The organism is Aeromicrobium ginsengisoli (assembly GCF_004134905.2).
Classification (GTDB): Bacteria; Actinomycetota; Actinomycetes; order Propionibacteriales; family Nocardioidaceae; genus Aeromicrobium; species Aeromicrobium ginsengisoli.
Genome location: NZ_SDPQ02000001.1, coordinates 621,454 through 637,412 on the forward strand (window position 1 = coordinate 621,454; position 15,959 = coordinate 637,412).

At 68.7% G+C, this 15,959-nt stretch carries 18 protein-coding genes and 1 riboswitch; of the genes, 6 read left to right on the forward strand and 12 right to left on the reverse strand.

The window, feature by feature from the left end; genetic code table 11:
- Positions 1 to 128 precede the first annotated feature (128 nt).
- The 3 genes from ESP70_RS03065 to ESP70_RS03075 are packed head-to-tail and all read right to left on the reverse strand — an operon-like array spanning position 129 to position 3,336.
- A complete protein-coding gene (locus ESP70_RS03065; protein WP_342780165.1) occupies positions 129 to 1,469 on the reverse strand; it encodes a class II 3-deoxy-7-phosphoheptulonate synthase in 1,341 nt (446 codons plus the stop codon).
- Positions 1,470 to 1,528: 59 nt separating this feature from the next.
- Positions 1,529 to 2,545, reverse strand: coding sequence for a 6-phosphofructokinase (locus tag ESP70_RS03070; protein WP_246161760.1), 1,017 nt, complete (start codon positions 2,543 to 2,545; stop codon positions 1,529 to 1,531).
- Positions 2,546 to 2,583: 38 nt separating this feature from the next.
- A complete protein-coding gene (locus ESP70_RS03075; RefSeq protein ID WP_056213288.1) occupies positions 2,584 to 3,336 on the reverse strand; it encodes a lysophospholipid acyltransferase family protein in 753 nt (250 codons plus the stop codon).
- 78 nt (positions 3,337 to 3,414) lie between these two features.
- Between ESP70_RS03075 and ESP70_RS03080 the strand changes: the two genes are divergently transcribed.
- A complete protein-coding gene (locus ESP70_RS03080) occupies positions 3,415 to 4,191 on the forward strand; it encodes an alpha/beta hydrolase (protein WP_149687887.1) in 777 nt (258 codons plus the stop codon).
- The gene (locus ESP70_RS03085; RefSeq protein ID WP_149687888.1) at positions 4,184 to 4,585 is read left to right on the forward strand and encodes a hypothetical protein; all 402 of its coding nucleotides are present in this window, start codon (positions 4,184 to 4,186) and stop codon (positions 4,583 to 4,585) included. The genes ESP70_RS03080 and ESP70_RS03085 overlap by 8 nt, the downstream gene beginning before the upstream one ends.
- On the opposite strand, the gene ESP70_RS03090 is transcribed toward ESP70_RS03085, so the two are convergent.
- The 4 genes from ESP70_RS03090 to ESP70_RS03105 are packed head-to-tail and all read right to left on the reverse strand — an operon-like array spanning position 4,491 to position 7,186.
- The gene (locus ESP70_RS03090; RefSeq protein WP_149687889.1) at positions 4,491 to 5,528 is read right to left on the reverse strand and encodes an ROK family glucokinase; all 1,038 of its coding nucleotides are present in this window, start codon (positions 5,526 to 5,528) and stop codon (positions 4,491 to 4,493) included. The two genes, ESP70_RS03085 and ESP70_RS03090, sit on opposite strands and share 95 nt — an antisense overlap.
- Positions 5,521 to 6,474, reverse strand: a complete 954-nt coding sequence (locus tag ESP70_RS03095; RefSeq protein WP_149687890.1) for an ROK family glucokinase — start codon at positions 6,472 to 6,474, stop codon at positions 5,521 to 5,523. Before ESP70_RS03095 ends, ESP70_RS03090 begins: the two co-directional genes overlap by 8 nt.
- Positions 6,471 to 6,752, reverse strand: coding sequence for a hypothetical protein (locus ESP70_RS03100; RefSeq protein WP_149687891.1), 282 nt, complete (start codon positions 6,750 to 6,752; stop codon positions 6,471 to 6,473). Before ESP70_RS03100 ends, ESP70_RS03095 begins: the two co-directional genes overlap by 4 nt.
- Positions 6,749 to 7,186: an SRPBCC family protein gene (locus ESP70_RS03105; protein WP_149687892.1), complete on the reverse strand. Its 438-nt coding sequence runs from the start codon at positions 7,184 to 7,186 to the stop codon at positions 6,749 to 6,751. Before ESP70_RS03105 ends, ESP70_RS03100 begins: the two co-directional genes overlap by 4 nt.
- Before the next feature lie 133 nt (positions 7,187 to 7,319).
- Here ESP70_RS03105 and ESP70_RS03110 point away from each other — a divergent pair, with 133 nt between their 5' ends.
- The gene (locus ESP70_RS03110) at positions 7,320 to 9,047 is read left to right on the forward strand and encodes an AMP-dependent synthetase/ligase (protein WP_246161761.1); all 1,728 of its coding nucleotides are present in this window, start codon (positions 7,320 to 7,322) and stop codon (positions 9,045 to 9,047) included.
- On the opposite strand, the gene ESP70_RS03115 is transcribed toward ESP70_RS03110, so the two are convergent.
- The 3 genes from ESP70_RS03115 to ESP70_RS03125 form a co-directional block, all read right to left on the reverse strand.
- Complete coding sequence (locus ESP70_RS03115) at positions 9,014 to 10,261, reverse strand: basic secretory protein-like protein (RefSeq protein ID WP_149687894.1); 1,248 nt, start codon at positions 10,259 to 10,261, stop codon at positions 9,014 to 9,016. The two genes, ESP70_RS03110 and ESP70_RS03115, sit on opposite strands and share 34 nt — an antisense overlap.
- Entirely contained in the window at positions 10,254 to 11,222 is a 969-nt protein-coding gene (locus tag ESP70_RS03120; RefSeq protein WP_149687895.1) for a C40 family peptidase, read from the reverse strand. Before ESP70_RS03120 ends, ESP70_RS03115 begins: the two co-directional genes overlap by 8 nt.
- An 8-nt stretch (positions 11,223 to 11,230) precedes the next feature.
- A riboswitch (cyclic di-AMP (ydaO/yuaA leader) is annotated at positions 11,231 to 11,404 on the reverse strand.
- Between the two features lie 75 nt (positions 11,405 to 11,479).
- Entirely contained in the window at positions 11,480 to 11,713 is a 234-nt protein-coding gene (locus ESP70_RS03125; RefSeq protein ID WP_149687896.1) for a hypothetical protein, read from the reverse strand.
- A gap of 131 nt (positions 11,714 to 11,844) precedes the next feature.
- Here ESP70_RS03125 and ESP70_RS03130 point away from each other — a divergent pair, with 131 nt between their 5' ends.
- The gene (locus ESP70_RS03130) at positions 11,845 to 13,548 is read left to right on the forward strand and encodes a DEDD exonuclease domain-containing protein (protein ID WP_149687897.1); all 1,704 of its coding nucleotides are present in this window, start codon (positions 11,845 to 11,847) and stop codon (positions 13,546 to 13,548) included.
- Positions 13,549 to 13,558: 10 nt separating this feature from the next.
- A complete protein-coding gene (locus tag ESP70_RS03135) occupies positions 13,559 to 13,834 on the forward strand; it encodes an Lrp/AsnC family transcriptional regulator (protein WP_056215766.1) in 276 nt (91 codons plus the stop codon).
- A 3-nt stretch (positions 13,835 to 13,837) separates the two neighbouring features.
- On the opposite strand, the gene trpD is transcribed toward ESP70_RS03135, so the two are convergent.
- Both trpD and ESP70_RS03145 read right to left on the reverse strand, forming a co-directional pair.
- On the reverse strand, positions 13,838 to 14,878 hold the full coding sequence (gene trpD, locus ESP70_RS03140; RefSeq protein ID WP_149687898.1) for an anthranilate phosphoribosyltransferase: 1,041 nt from the start codon (positions 14,876 to 14,878) through the stop codon (positions 13,838 to 13,840).
- Positions 14,879 to 14,882: 4 nt separating this feature from the next.
- Positions 14,883 to 15,287 (reverse strand): Rv3143 family two-component system response regulator, encoded by a 405-nt coding sequence (locus ESP70_RS03145; protein ID WP_149687899.1) that lies wholly within the window; start codon positions 15,285 to 15,287, stop codon positions 14,883 to 14,885.
- A 39-nt stretch (positions 15,288 to 15,326) separates the two neighbouring features.
- On the opposite strand from ESP70_RS03145, the gene ctaE reads away from it, so the two are divergent.
- The gene (gene ctaE, locus ESP70_RS03150; protein WP_483923591.1) at positions 15,327 to 15,950 is read left to right on the forward strand and encodes an aa3-type cytochrome oxidase subunit III; all 624 of its coding nucleotides are present in this window, start codon (positions 15,327 to 15,329) and stop codon (positions 15,948 to 15,950) included.
- The last annotated feature ends 9 nt before the right edge of the window (positions 15,951 to 15,959 follow it).

Sequence of the window (15,959 nt, forward strand, 5' to 3'; positions counted from 1 at the left end):
CGCAACGTCTGGACCAAGGCGCTGGGAATGACCGCAGCACCTCGGAGCGATCAGCCAAGCCGCGATGAGGTCGATCAACGGTGAGCCGACAATCGACAGCAGTCATCGACCCCGGCCCCGTCGCAGACTCAAGACTGCTCGGACAACATGCCAGCCACCAGAAACGCGAGCTCGAGGCTCTGGGCCCGGTTGAGGCGCGGGTCGCACAGCGTCTCGTAGCGGTGCGACAGGTCCTCGGCCGACAGCTTGGCGCCGCCACCCACACACTCGGTGACGTCGTCGCCCGTGAGCTCGACGTGCACGCCGCCGGGCCAGGTGCCCAGCGAGCGGTGCACCTCGAAGAAGCCGCGAACTTCGTCGATGACGTCGTCGAACTCGCGCGTCTTGTAGCCGTTGGAGGTCTCGAACGTGTTGCCGTGCATCGGGTCGCACACCCACGCGACCTCGATGCCGGCCGCAGTGACCTTCTCGACGAGATTGGGCAGACCGTCGCGAATCTTGCCGGCGCCGAAGCGGGTGATGAACGTGATCTTGCCGGGCGTGCGCTCGGGGTTGAGCTTCTCGTAGAGCGCGATCGCGTCATCGGCGGTGCTCGTGGGGCCGAGCTTGACGCCGATCGGGTTGGCGATCTTGCTCATCAGCTCCACGTGTGCACCGTCGAGCTGCCGCGTGCGCTCGCCGATCCACACGAAGTGGCTCGACACGTCGTAGGGCCGCTCGGTGCGCGAGTCGATGCGCGTCAGCGAGTGTTCGTACTCGAGGATCAACGCCTCGTGCGACGAGAAGAAGTCGACGGTGTGGAACTCGTCGGGATCGACGCCGATCGCATCCATGAACGCGAGCGCGCGGTCGATCTCGGCGCCGATGCGTTCGTAGCGCTCGCCGACGGGGCTGTTCTTGACGAAGTCGGTGTTCCACGCGTGCATCTGGCGCAGGTCGGCGTATCCACCGGTCGTGAACGCGCGCGCGAGGTTGAGCGTCGACGCCGAGGCGTGGTAGACGTCCACGAGCCGCTGCGGGTCGTGCGCCCGCGACTCGGCGTTGAAGTCGAAGCCGTTGACCGCATCGCCACGGTAGGCCGGCAGGGTGACGCCGTCGCGCGTCTCGGAGTCGCTCGAGCGCGGCTTGGCGTACTGACCGGCGAGGCGGCCGACCTTGACGACCGGCACGCTCGCGGCGTAGGTCAGCACGACTGCCATCGAGAGCAGGACGCGGAGCTTGTTGCGGACGTTCTCGGCGGTGACGCCCTCGAACGTCTCGGCGCAGTCGCCGCCCTGCAGCAGGAACGCCTCGCCACGCGCGACCTCGGCGAGCCGGTCACGGAGGGCGTCGCACTCGCCGGCAAACACGAGGGGTGGCATCTTGCGCAGCGTCCGCACCGCAGCGTCGCGGGCAGAGGGATCGACATACGTGGGCTGCTGGGCAGCACCCATCGCATGGAGGTCGTCAAGGCTGGGAATGCTCACCAGCCAATCCTACCCGCGTACGATCGTGGCTCGTTCCACGCGTTCTTGCGTGGACGCGCCGCTCAGCCGAAGAGAACCTCGGCCTCTTCGTAGAGCTCGGGGCGTACGACCTTGAGCTCCTTGGTGCCCTCCGACAGCGGGACCCGCTCGATGTCAGTGCCGCGCAGGGCGACCATCTTGCCGAAGTCGCCCTCGTGCACCGCCTGGATCGCGTGGAGGCCGAACCTCGTGGCGAGCCAGCGGTCGAAGGCCGTGGGCGTGCCGCCGCGCTGGATGTGGCCCAGCACGACCGCGCGCGCCTCCTGGCCCGTACGCTGCTCGATCTCGGACGCCAGCCGGTCGCCGATGCCGCCGAGGCGTACGTGGCCGAACGCGTCCTTCTGGCCGCTCACGAGCGACATCGATCCGCCGTCGGCAGGGACGGCGCCTTCGGAGACCACGATGATCGGCGAGTAGTGCGTCGCGAAGCGGCTCTCGACCTGCGCGCACACCTTGTCGATGTCGAACGGGCGCTCGGGGATCAGGATGATGTTGGCGCCACCGGCGAGACCCGCGTGCAGCGCGATCCATCCGGCGTGGCGACCCATGACCTCCACGACCAGCACGCGGTGGTGCGACTCGGCCGTCGTGTGGAGCCGGTCGATCGCCTCCATCGCGATGTTGACCGCGGTGTCGAAGCCGAACGTGAAGTCGGTCCCGGACAGGTCGTTGTCGATCGTCTTGGGCACGCCCACGACGTTGACGCCGAGATCGGCGAGCTTGGTGGCGACGCCGAGGGTGTCCTCGCCGCCGATCGCGATCAACGCGTCACAGCCGTTGGCCGCGAGATTGTCCTTGATGCGCTCGACGCCGTTCTCGATCGCGAACGGGTTGGTCCGCGACGAGCCCAGGATCGTGCCACCACGAGGCAGGATGCCGCGCACGGCGTTGATGTCGAGCGTGATGGTGTCGTTGTCCAGCGGCCCGCGCCAACCATCGCGGAATCCGACGAACTCGTGCCCGTACGTGGACACTCCCTTGCGCACTGCGCCACGGATGACCGCGTTGAGTCCGGGGCAGTCGCCTCCCCCAGTGAGCATGCCGACGCGCATCGAGCTTCCCTTCGTTGTGGTGAGCGTTACTCGGGCTTGATCTCGTCCCAGACCTCGTCGGCCTCGGCGCGGGCGACGACCTTGGCGGCCTCGCGCTCCGCGTCACGGTCTCGCTTCTTGGAGTCCTGCGCGTAGAGGTCGACGTACTCCTGACCCGACAGCCGCATGATCTCGTACATGATCTCGTCGGTGATGGCGCGGAGGATGTAGCGGTCGTCCTGCATGCCTTCGTAGCGGCTGAAGTCGAGCGGCTTGCCGAACCGGACGCCAGGACGGGCGAACTTGCCGAAGATCTTGCCGGGAGGCGCCACGACATCCGTGCCGATGACCGCGAGTGGGATGACCGGCACGCCGGCCTCGAGCGCCAGTCGGGCCACGCCGGTACGTCCGCGGTAGAGCTTGCCGTCGTGCGAGCGGGTGCCTTCGGGATAGATGCCGCAGACCTCGCCGTCCTTGAGGAGCCGCAGCTGCGTCTTGATCGCTCCGGCAGCCGCCGAGCCGCTCGTACGGTCGATCGGCACCTGACCGGCGCCGGAGAAGAAGGTCTTCTGCAGCCAGCCCTTGATGCCGGAACCCTCGAAGTACTCAGCCTTGGCCACGAACGTGACGCGACGCGGGATCACGAGTGGCATGAACAGCCAGTCGGAGTAGGACAGGTGGTTGCTCGCGAGGATGACCGCGCCTTCCTTGGGCACGTTCTCCGTGCCCTCGGCCCAAGGCCTGAAGATCAGCTTGAGCAACGGGCCCAGTGCGAGGAACTTCAGGAACCAATAGAACACGGACAGGACACTACTCTGAACCGCGTCCCTTTCGCATGATGCGACCCGATCGGAACCACGATGAGGGAAGATGGACGCATGACCCCGACGACGTCCCCGGCCGTGGTGCCCGGAGCCGAGCCGTTCTCTGCCGACGGTGGACGCATCGGCGTCCTCCTGAGCCACGGCTTCACCGGCTCCCCCGCGTCCATGACGCCGTGGGGCAAGCAGCTCGCCGGCCTGGGTCACACCGTGCGGGTGCCGCGTCTTCCCGGTCACGGCACGACGTGGCAGGAGCTCAACACGACGACGTGGGAGCAGTGGTACGCCGAGGTCGACGCAGCACTGACCGAGCTCCGCTCACGCTGCGACCACGTCGTGGTCGCCGGCCTGTCGATGGGTGGCTGCCTCGCGTTGCGGCTCGCCGAGCAGCGCCCCGCCGACGTCGATGCCGTCGTGCTGGTCAATCCCGCGATCAACCTCGCCCGCTTCGACCTCAAGCTCCTGCCGGTCCTCAAGCGGCTCGCCCGCTCCCTGCCCGGCATCGGCAACGACATCAAGAAGCCCGGCCAGGACGAGATCGGCTACGTCCGTACGCCCCTCAAGGCGCTCGCATCACAGCTCGTGATGTGGAAGGACGTCCGCACCCACCTCGACCAGGTGACGCAACCGCTGCTGGTCTTCAAGTCCGACGAGGACCACGTGCTCGACCCCACGTCCGTCGAGCTCATCCGGGCCGGCGTGTCGTCCAAGGTCCTCGACGTCGTGGCGCTCCCCGAGAGCTACCACGTCGCGACGATCGACAACGACGACCAGCTGATCTTCGATCGCACGGCAACGTTCATCGCCGAGCACGTCGGGACATTCGATGACTGAGCGCGACGACTTCGACAAGATCGTCGAAGGGCTGGACCTCGACCTCTCGTTCATCGACGAGCCGATCGAGCCCGTCGAGGAGACGCCGGAGCCCGCCTGGTCACCGCGCACCGACGACGACGTCGACGCAGAGGACGCCGAGGAGCCGTTCTACCGCAAGGTCGAGCCGACCCCGTTGATCCCTCGACGGCGCGGCATCATGCTGGCCTGGGCCGGCGTGCTGGGCGCGCCGCTTGCGCTCGTGATCGCGACGTTGAGCGGGGTCTTCCTCGACCGGCCGATCGTGGCGGCCGCCTCGCTCACTTTCGTCGCGTGCGCGATCTACTTGATCTTGCAGTTGCCCGAACACGGGCCCTCGCGGAAGGATTGGCCGGACGACGGCGCCGTGCTGTGAGCCGGGCCATGTCGGCGGCGCCGATGAGGCCGGCCTCCGGCCCCAAGTGTGCCCGTACGATCCGCGCCTCGGCGCGATAGCCGCGACCCGTCAGCGTACGACTGAAGGCGGCTCGCGCCGGGTCGACCAGCAGCTCGCCGGCGTCGCTGACCCCACCGCCGATGACGAACATCCCGGGATCGAGCGCCGCAGCGAGGTTGGCGATGCCGACGCCGAGCCAGTCGCCGACCTCGGCGATCCATTCGACCGCCTCGTCGTTGCCGGCTTGTGCGTGCTTGGTGACGAGGTGGCCCTCGATGGCCGTCACCTCGCCGCCGGCCTCGGCCAGCAGCGTCTTGCCGAAGTCGGTGCCCTCGGTCGCGGCCGCGCGGGCGCGACGAGTCAGGACCCGGCCGCTGGCGTACTGCTCCCAGCAGCCCCGGTTGCCGCACTCGCACTGGTTGCCGTTGGGTACGACCTGCATGTGGCCGAACTCGCCCGCGATGCCGAACTGGCCGCGATAGGGCTGGCCGTCGATGACGATCGCGCCCCCGATGCCGGTGCCAAGCGTGATGAGGACGAGGTCCGCCTCGTTCTGGGCTGCGCCGTAGCGCCACTCGGCCCAGCCGGCGGCGTTGGCGTCGTTGTCGACCAGCACGGGCAGGCCGGTGCGCCGGGCGACTGCGTCGCGCAGCGGCTCGTGACGCCACGCGAGGTGCGGGGCGAACAGGACGGTCGACTGCGTCGCGTCGACGAAACCAGCGGCACCCACGCCGATCGCGCGGATGTGGTGCTCACGGCGGAACTCCTCGGTGATGTCGGCGATCGCGTCGATGACCTCGAGCGGCTCCGTCGTCGGGGTCTCCCGCTTGAGCCGGGCCAGGATGTGGCCGTCCTCGTCGACGACGCCGGCGGCGATCTTGGTGCCGCCGATGTCGATTCCGACGGCGAGCTTGTCAGCCATGGTTGGGCTCGACTCGTGCGAGGTCGGCGGCGCCGATGATGCCGGCTTCGTTGCCCAGTGCCGCGAGCCGCAGGGCGGCCTCGGGACGATGGGCTCGTGCGGGGAGGTGAGCCTCGAACGCCTCGACGACAGGCGTCATCAGCAGGTCACCCGCGGCTCCGACGCCACCGCCGATCGCGATGACGCTCGGGTCGAGGATCGCCGAGAGGACCGCGATGCCCTCGCCCATCCAGCGGCCCAGCTCGGCGAGGAGCTCGATCGCCAGGGCATCGCCCTGCTGCGCCAGCTTGGTGATGGCGGGACCGGTGATCTTGGACAGGTCGCCATCGCCGAGGGCGGCGATCGCCTCTGACCCCTCGTCCTCGTTGGCGACGCGTTCACGAGCATTGCGTACGAGGGCGCTGCCGCTGGCGTACTGCTCCCAGCAGCCGTGCTGGCCGCAGCCGCACAGGATGCCGTCGGGGACGACGCGCATGTGGCCGATCTCGGCCGCGACACCGAACCCGCCGCGAAACAGCCGGCCGCGGTGCACGATGCCGCCACCGATGCCGGTGCCGATCGTGACGAGCAGCAGGTCGTCGGTGTCCTCGCCGGCGCCGAAGCGGAACTCGCCCCAGGCCGCGGCGTTGGCGTCGTTCTCGACCACAACGGGCAGGTCGACCAGCGCGCGTACCCGCTCACCGAGCGGCTCCTCACGCCAATCGATGTTGGGCGCGAAACGCACCGTCGAGCGGTCCTCGCCGACGAAGCCGGCGGCTCCGATGCCGATGCCCGCAGCCTGCTCGTCGCCGACGAGGCGCTCGACGAGGTCGGCCACGACAGCCGGGATCTTGGTCGCATCGTCCGGGGTCGGCTCCGAGACCGAGTCGAGGATCTTGCCGTCCTCCGACACCAGTCCCGTCGCGATCTTGGTTCCGCCGATGTCGACGCCAACGGCCAGTGTCATGTCTCGTCCCGAGGTGTCAGAGCAGTGTCGATGAGCTCGCGGAGCGAGCGAGTGAGCTGGGCAGCGGATTCGGCGACCTTCGCCAACGCCTCCGGGTTGTCGCGGACGAAGCCGGCGACCTGGCACACGGGGCACCAGGCGTTGGTGCACACGTGGGTCGCAGCGTCGCCATCGGTGGCGGCGTGCGGCTGGGACGCCATCGCCCGGAAGAGCTTGAACGCCTCCTCGGCGACCGAACCGACAGGTTCCGAGGCCGCGCTGGAGCTGTGTTCACTCACAGGGCCTCGACCTGTTTCTTCAACCCCTTGAGGGCGGTGTCGATGATGACCTTCTCGGCCTTGCGCTTGAGCATGCCGAGCAACGGGATCGAGACGTCGACCGCCAGTTGATAGGTCACGCGGGTGCTGGAGTCGTCAACCGGTTCGAGGATGTACGCGCCGTCCATCGACTTCAGCATCGAGCCCTTCTCGACCAGGCTCCACGACACGGACGTGTTGCCGTCCCACGTGTAGCCCAGGTCGTACTCGTCACGGATCGGGGTGGCGTCGAGGATGAAGTGCACCTGCTTGGCCCGTGATCCGTCGCCGGCGTCGACGACGTCGGCCGCCTTGACGCCCGTGGCCCACCCCGGATAGGACCCGAAGTCGGCGATCACGTCCATGATCGTGGCGGCTGGAGCGTCGATGACGATGTCACTCGTGGTTCGCGCCATCACCCCTCCTCGTCCGGCTCGAATATGTGTCCCCATGCTAGTGGCCTTGTCGGTGACCGCTCTCCCCGGGAGGTCGCCGCCGGGACGCCCACCGATTCCGTACGCCGCAGCGCGTGAGAGTAGCCTGCCGTACGTGACACAGGCGCATGCACCCGAACTGGGCAACCTCTCCGACGACATCCTCGACCGCCTCCCAGAGCACGCCGATGACGTCGCGCTGGCCCGCATGGTGGACGGTGAGTGGCGCGACGTCACCCTCGGTGACTTCCACCGCACCGTCCTTGCCGTCGCCAAGGGACTCATCGCCGCCGGCGTCGAGGCGGGCGATCGCGTCGCGCTGCTCTCCAAGACGCGCTACGAGTGGACCGTCGCCGACTACGCCATCTGGTGGATCGGCGCCGCGACGGTCCCCGTCTACGAGACCTCGTCCGCTGCGCAGATCGAGTGGATCCTCTCAGACTCCGGTGCGGTCGCGGCGATCGTCGAGTCCGACGTCCACCTCGCCAGGGTCAAGGAGGCCGAGGCGCCGGACCTGCGTGAGACCTGGGTGCTCGACAACGACGCCATCGACCAGATCACGACTCGCGGCGCAGACGTCAGCGACGCCGACGTCGAGGCCCGCCGGAGCGCCCTCACGAGCGACACGCTGGCGACCCTGATCTACACCTCCGGCACGACCGGTCGCCCCAAGGGCTGCAAGCTCACGCACGGCAGCTTCCGCTACGAGCTGGGCGCCGCGATCCCCGAGCTCCCCGAGCTGTTCGAGCGCGAGGGTGCGTCGACGCTGCTGTTCCTCCCGCTCGCCCACGTGTTCGCCCGCATCATCCAGGTCGGCGCGATCCGCTCCGGCGCCAAGCTCGGCCACACCGCCGACGTCAAGGACCTCGTGACCCACCTCGGGTCCTACCAGCCGACGTTCGTGCTCGCCGTGCCGCGCGTGTTCGAGAAGGTCTTCAACACCGCCAGCAGCAAGGCGTACGCCGACGGCAAGGGCAAGATCTTCGACCGGGCCGCGCAGACCGCCATCGCCTACAGCAAGGCACTCGACACCGGGAAGCCCGGAATCGCCCTGCGCACGCGCCATGCGCTGTTCGACCGGCTGGTCTACGGACGGCTCCGAGACGCGCTCGGCGGGCACGCCGAGTGGGCCATCTCCGGTGGCGCGCCGCTCGGCGACCGCCTCGCGCACTTCTACCGCGGCATCGGCGTCACTGTCCTCGAGGGCTACGGCCTGACCGAGACCACCGCTGCCCTGTGCGTCAACACCCCGGACGACCAGCGCATCGGCACGGTCGGCCGCCCTCTGCCGGGCACCGAGGTCCGAGTCGGACCCGACGGCGAGCTGAGCTTCCGGGGCCCGCAGGTCTTCACCGGCTACTGGCACAACGACGAGGCGACCGCCGATGCGCTCGACGCCGAGGGCTGGTTCGCGACCGGCGACCTCGGCGAGGTCGATGCCGACGGCTACGTGCGCATCACGGGCCGCAAGAAGGAGATCATCGTGACCGCCGGCGGCAAGAACGTCGCGCCGGCCGTGCTCGAGGACCGCGTGCGCGCCAACGCGTACGTCAGCCAGTGCCTCGTGGTCGGTGACGGCAAGCCGTTCGTCGCGGCACTCGTCACGATCGATCCAGAGGCGTGGACCGGCGACCTCGACGACCCGGCCCTGCGTGACGAGGTGCAGAAGGCGATCGACGACGCCAACTCACAGGTCTCCCAGGCCGAGTCGATCCGCAAGTTCGTGATCCTGCCCGAGGACTGGACCGAGGACAACGGCTACTTGACGCCATCGTTCAAGGTCAAGCGCAACGCCGTGCTGCGCGACTTTCACGACACGGTCGAGGCACTCTTCGCGAGGTAGTCCTGCCAGCGTGTGGTGAGCTGGTCGACCGTCAGGCCGAACGAGGTCGACAATGCCTTGTCGAGCGCCGTGCCCGACAGGACCGCTTCGTAGAAGCCCACGACACGTTCGTCGCCGTACGTCTGGGCGAGCATGCGGAAGATCATCCACGCCGACTCGTAGACGGCACCGAGGCCATGGCTCTCGGCTCCGAAGTCCGTCGTCGTCGGCAGGTGCTTGGGGGCACGCCCGGCCTTGACTTCGGCAAGGATCTGACCGGCACTGATCGACAGGGACGCCGTGTCGTCGTGCAGCGCGACGAAGTCGGCGAATCCCTCGACGACCCAGCTCTCGGCGCGGGTGCCGACGGCGTGGGTCAGCAGGTGCGTCGCCTCGTGCGTCAGAACGACCTGGGCGGCGCGGCGATCCATCGTCGAGAACACGGCCGGGTTGAGCACGATGACAGTGTCGGCCGAGCTGCCACCGCGACCGTCGAGCCGGGTCGTCACGGCGGCGATCTGGCGCACCTCGTCGAGCGGCTGCCCCACGAGCCGTGCCATCTGGCTCTGCGTGTGCGGCGAGACGACGGTGACATCGCCCTTGGTGCCGGGCACGACGCGACCGACGGCCGAACGGGCCGTCGTGGCCATCGACTCCACCGGCAGCTCGGCGTCTCCCCCGTCGACCTGGATGACGACGGATCCCGGACTCCGTTCGACCGTGACGTCGCCAGCCAGCCAGATCGGCAGCGCACCGTCGTCGGGCGCCGCGGAGACCAGCGAGAACCGGCCGTCAGCCTGCGGAGCCACCCGGAACGTCACGGACGAGGTGTGCACGGAGGTGTCGCTGAGCCCGATCTCGCCGCCGGCGCGCCAGCTGACGTCGACCGTGGCCGACGCCGAGCCATCCGGGTGGTCGGCGACCTCGCCACCGCTGACGTAGCGGAGCTCGACCGCTTCGGCACCCAAAGCCGTACGGGCGCGCCAGGCCCGACGCGCAAACGCCTTGGCGGCCCCCGACGTACCGGCAGCCGTCACGAAGGCCGACTCGGAGTCGGCATCGGTGAGCGCACGGAACTGCGTGGCGAGCTGCGACGCTGCGTCGGCCGGGATGCCGACGACGACGTCGTCGGACCCCTGCCACGGCCGCTGCCACAGCAGCAGCCCCGCGCCCAGAGCGATCAGGACCAGGACGGCGACCGCGTTGGGCCCCAGCCTTCGGGCTGGGTCAGCCAACCCGCCCGCCGACGCTGAAGCCGCTCAGGCTCGTGATCTCCACGCTCTTGCCGGGGCGCGGCGCGTGCACGACCCGGCCACCGCCGAGGTACATGCCGATGTGCGACATGTCGCCGTACGCGACGAGGTCACCGGGCTGCAGTGCGTTCATCGGGACGCGCGTGGTGGCCGCCATCTGGGGGCCGACGACGCGCGGCAGCGAGACGCCGGCAGCGGCCCAGGCCTTCATGATGAGGCCGGAGCAGTCCCACGAGTTGGGGCCGGTGCCGCCGTAGACGTACGGGTCGCCGAGCTGCGCGAGCGCGAAGTCGATCGCCACCTTGGCACGACCCGAGGCGTCGACCTCGGGCATCGTCGTGTCGCTGGAGTTGAACTGCGCCTGCTGAGCGGCCGTCAGGCGAGCGAGCTCGGCCTTGGCGTCGGCGTACTGCTTGCGGATCTTGTCGCGCTTGGCGTCGGCGTCCTTGCGGGCGGCCGCGAGCGAGTCCTTGCGGTCCTGCAGCTGGGCGCGACGGTTCTGGAGCTCCTTGCTGGTCTCTCCGAACCTCTCGAGGGCGTCAGCGCGGGTGCTGTTGAGCGCCTGGACGGCGCCCAGACCCGCGAGGAACTCGTCGGGGTCGCCGCTGCTGAGCAGGTTGACGCTCGGCCCGAGGGGGGCGTCCATCTGCTGCTGGGCGATCGCAGCGCCGAGCTCGGCCTTCTGCCGGTTGTAGTCGACGAGATCACGGTTGATGTCACCGGTGATGTCATCGATCTCGGACTGTGTCTGCTTGGCCTGGACATCGAGCTGGTTGACCTGCTCGTTCATGGCCTCGGCCTTGTGGAAGGCGGCCTCGACGTCCTTGGGGGTGACGGCGGGGTCGGCTCCGGCGGACGGGAGGACGAAAAGCCCTCCGATCACGGCGAGTGCCGCTGCTGCAGCGAATCCTTGACGACGTTTTGAGATAGCGGGCAAGCGCACGCAAGACTCCTATGTTGCCTCGACGCCTACCGGGTGAGCTGACGGGTTCGGGCCAAGGTCTGCCCTACAGTCCGCGCCAGTCCTTGACAGACCAGCCCGTTCCGATTCACCCCACACACATGGGTCCCCGGTTCGCCTCAGACATCTTCCCCATGACTGTGGCAATTCGGCGGTGCGCCCGACGCCGCCCGGGGGGGACGGCGTTCACCGGTCACACAAGCCACCACTGTAGGGGGCGGATGAGGTCAGTTCAACTCTCAACCAGCTTGTGTCTCGGGTCCGGTGACGGGCGTCACAAGGCGGAGAGGCGGCGTCAGGCCGGCATCGGCGAGCACGCCGAGGGCCGCCATCTCCTCTGCGTCGATCTCGATCCCGGCCGGCGGCGCGCCGAGCAGCACCGTGACGATGCAGTCGCCGCACGCACTCGGACTGCGTACGAGACACCGGTCGCAATCGACGACCACGGAGTCGGTGGGGGAATTCTCAGTCATGCCTGCACCTCCTGCTGTTGCCAACGCCCCGCCGTTCGGGACACTCATGACGCTAGGAGCCGGTCCGGACAAAAACGCCGCGCGTTGCAGGATCCACGAGTCTGTCGGCACCCCCACCTACGGTGAACCACATGGAGGTAGTTCAAGGTTCGTTCGACGAGCTCGGCCGTCCGTTGGCCGACACGACGTTCTGCGTCGTCGACCTCGAGACGACCGGTGGCTCGGCCGCCAAGGGCTCCAAGATCACCGAGTTCGGCGCGGTCAAGGTCCGCGGCGGCGAGGTCGTCGGCGAGTTCCAGAGCCTCGTCAATCCTGACGAGCTGATCCCGGCCTACATCACAGTGCTGACCGGCATCACCAACCAGATGGTCATCGGCGCGCCGCGCATCGCCGAGGTGCTGCCGAGCTTCCTCGAGTTCGCGCGCGGCAGCGTGCTGGTGGCGCACAACGCGCCGTTCGACATCGGCTTCCTCAAGCACTACAGCCGTGAGCTCGGCATCCCGTGGCCCGGCTTCGAGACCCTCGACACGGCGACGCTCGCCCGGCGGGTGCTGTCGCGCGAGGAGGTGCCCAACTGCAAGCTCGCGACCTTGGCCGCGAAGTTCCGCGCCACGACGACGCCCAACCACCGCGCCCTCTCCGACGCACGAGCCACCGTCGACGTCCTGCACGGCCTGTTCGAGCGCCTCGGGCCGCTGGGCGTCACGACGCTCGAGGAGGTGTCGACCTACACCGCCAAGGTCAAGCCCGAGCAGCGGCGCAAGCGCCACCTCGCCGACCACCTGCCGGAGGCTCCGGGGGTCTACCTGTTCCGCGACGCCCGTGACGAGATCCTCTACGTCGGCACGTCCCGCAACCTGCGCGTCCGCACCCGGTCCTACTTCACCAAGGCCGAGACCCGCACGCGAATGGGCGAGATGGTCATGCTGGCCCAGCGCATCGAGGGCATCGTGTGCGCCACAGCGCTCGAGGCACAGGTTCGCGAGCTGCGGTTGATCGGCAAGCACCGGCCGCCCTACAACCGGCGGTCCCGGTTCCCAGAACGGCTCAGCTGGCTCAAGCTGACGCGCGAGCCGTGGCCACGGCTGTCGATCGTCCGCAAGATCCTCGACGACGATGCCGACTACATCGGTCCGTTCCGCGGGCGCGCGGCGGCCGAGGGAGCGCTCACGGCGCTCCACGACTCGTTCCGCATCCGCCAGTGCACGACCAAGCTCGCCAAGAAGTCACGCATCTCGCCGTGCGCCCTCGCCGAGATGGGGCACTGCCTGTCCCCTTGCGACGGCTCGGTCGACCTCGAGACCTACGCCGCCGAGGTGTCCCACGTTCGCAAGGCGATGACCGGCGATCCCGAGGAGCTCGTCACCGCCATCCGGGCCCGCATGCTCGACCTCGCGCGCACCGAGCGGTTCGAGGACGCCGCGATCTGGCGCGACCGCCTCACGGGATTCCTCCGGGCCGTCGCCCGCACCCAGCGGCTCCGCGAGCTGACCGCCACCGACGAGCTCGTCGCCGCCGCGCCGCATCCCGAGGGCTGGGAGATCCACGTCATCCGGTTCGGCCGGCTCGCCGCCGCGGGGGTCATGCCCCGCGGCACGCATCCGATCGGCTGGGTCGACGCGCTCCTGGCCACCGCCGAGTCGGTCGAGCCTGGCTTCGGGCCGATCCCTGCGGCGACCGCCGAGGAGACCGAGACCCTGCTGCGCTGGCTCGCCTCTCCCGGCCTGCGCATGGTGCGCGGCTCCTGGCACACCCCACTGGGTGGCGCCGCCCGGCACCTCTCGCCGTTCGAGGACGCCAGCGCGTCGTGGCAAGGGCTCCAGCGGCCGGGATAGTGTGCAGAACGTGATCACTGCCATCGTCTTCATCCAGGCCGAGGTCTCGCGGCTCTCCGAGATCGCCGAGCAGATCGCCGACATCGACGGCGTCAGCGAGGTCTACTCCGTCACCGGCGACCTCGACCTGCTGGCGATGGTCCGCGTGCGGCAGGTCGACGACGTCTCGTCGGTCGTGGCAGACCAGCTCAACAAGGTCGACGGCGTGCTGTCGACCCAGACCCAGATCGCGTTCCAGACGTTCAGCCAGCACGACCTCGAGGAAGCCTTCTCCATCGGGCTCTGAGGTTCAGACCAACGTCTGCGTCGTCCTCGCCCAGTTCTCGAGCACCTTCGTGGCGGCGCCGGTGTCGATCGACTCCTTCGCGCGCTCGATGCCGGCCCGCAGCCTTGTCTCCAGGTCGCCCGACGCGGCCTCGTGCGCCGCGATCGCCGCGCCGGCGTTGAGCAGCACTGCCGTGCGTACGGCTGACTGCTCACCACCCAGCACGCGTTCGAAGACCTTGGCGTTGAACGCCGGGTCGCCGCCGGTCAGCTCCGACACCGGCGCATAGTCGAAGCCGAGGGCCCGAGGGTCGATCGTGTCCTCCACGACCTCACCGGTGGCACCATCGGCGATCCACACGCGTGACGTCGTGCTCGTGGTGATCTCGTCGAGCCCGTCGTCGCCGCGGAACACGAACGCATCGGCTCCGCGCGCGCCCAGGACACCCGCCATGATCGGCCCCATACGGGCATCAGCCACACCGACGGCCGAGGCAGCAGGTTTGGCCGGGTTGACCAGAGGGCCGAGGAAGTTGAACGTCGTCGGGATGCCGAGCTCACGTCGCGGCACCGCCGTGAAGCGGTAGGACGCGTGGAACACCGGTGCAAAGCAGAACGTGATCCCGACGGAGTCGAGGACCTCACCCAAGCGGGTGGGCAGTACGTCGAGACGGACGCCGAGCTCCTCGAGCACGTCAGCCGCACCGCTGGCGCTGGAGGCCGCACGGTTGCCGTGCTTGACCACGGGGACCCCCGCGCCGGCAATGACGACGGCCGACATCGTCGAGATGTTGACGGTCTTGGCGAGGTCACCGCCAGTGCCGACGATGTCGACCACCCGGCCCTCGACCGAGAACGGCACCGCGTGGCGGTACATCGCGTCGACGAGGCCCTGCACCTCGGCGAGGGTCTCGCCCTTGGCACGCAGGGCCACTGCGAATCCGGCGATCTGCGCCGGCGTCGCGTTGCCGGAGAGGATCTCCTCCATCGCCCACGTCGTCGAGTCGGCGTCGAGGTCCTGCCTGGCCACGAGCGCGGAGAGCACCTCAGGCCATGTCGTCGACATGAGGTCAGCCGGGTTGGAGCACACCGCGGGCCAGGTCGATGACGACCTCGGCCAGACGGATCGGCTCGATCGGGTGGGGAACCGCTGCCTCGGCGCGCGACCACGTGGCGAGCCACGCGTCCTGCGGGCGTCCGGTGAGGACCAGCACGGGCGGTGCCTGGTAGATCTCGTCCTTCATCTGGCGCGCGATGCCCAGACCGCCGGCGGGCACGGCCTCGCCGTCGAGGATCACCAGGTCGATCTTGCCCTCGTCGAGGTGCTGGAAGACGACCGGCTCGGTCGCGCACTCGACATACTCGAAGGGCGGAAGGTCCGGATGCGGGCGAGCTCCGAGGGCCGACAACACGGCAGCGCGGACGTCACGATCGTCGCTGTAGACCAGGACACGTAGGGGCTTGTGCTCGCTCACGAGTTGATCGTACATAATGATCGCGTGGCGACTACATCCGTGATTCCTGCTTCCCGACTCCATGGCCAGGAAGGCCGTCCGTCGATGGTGACGGTGGGGACCATCGTGTGGCTCTCCAGCGAGCTCATGTTCTTCGCCGGGCTGTTCGCGGCGTACTTCACGATCCGCAACATCTCCCCCAACCTGTGGAGCCAGGAGACGGCGAAGCTCGACGTCCCGTTCGCCGCGGTCAACACCACGATCCTCGTGCTGTCGTCGGTCGCCTGCCAGTTCGGTGTGTTCGCCGCCGAGCGCGGCAAGCCGGGACGCAGCGGCAAGCTCTCCCAGATCAAGTTGTGGGGCATGCGTGAGTGGTTCGTCCTCACCTACCTCATGGGCGCGATCTTCATCGCGGGCCAGGCCACCGAGTACGCCAACCTGGTCACCGAGCACGTCACGATCTCCAGCTCGCCCTACGGCAGCATGTTCTACCTGGCCACCGGGTTCCACGGCCTCCACGTCGTCGGCGGCCTCATCGCGTTCCTGCTGGTCATCGGCCGTACGTTCGCGGCCCGCAAGTTCACGCACGAGCAGGCGATCTCGGCGATCGTCGTGTCCTACTACTGGCACTTCGTGGACGTGGTGTGGGTCGGGCTGTTCGCCACGATCTACCTCATCAAATAAGGCTCCCCT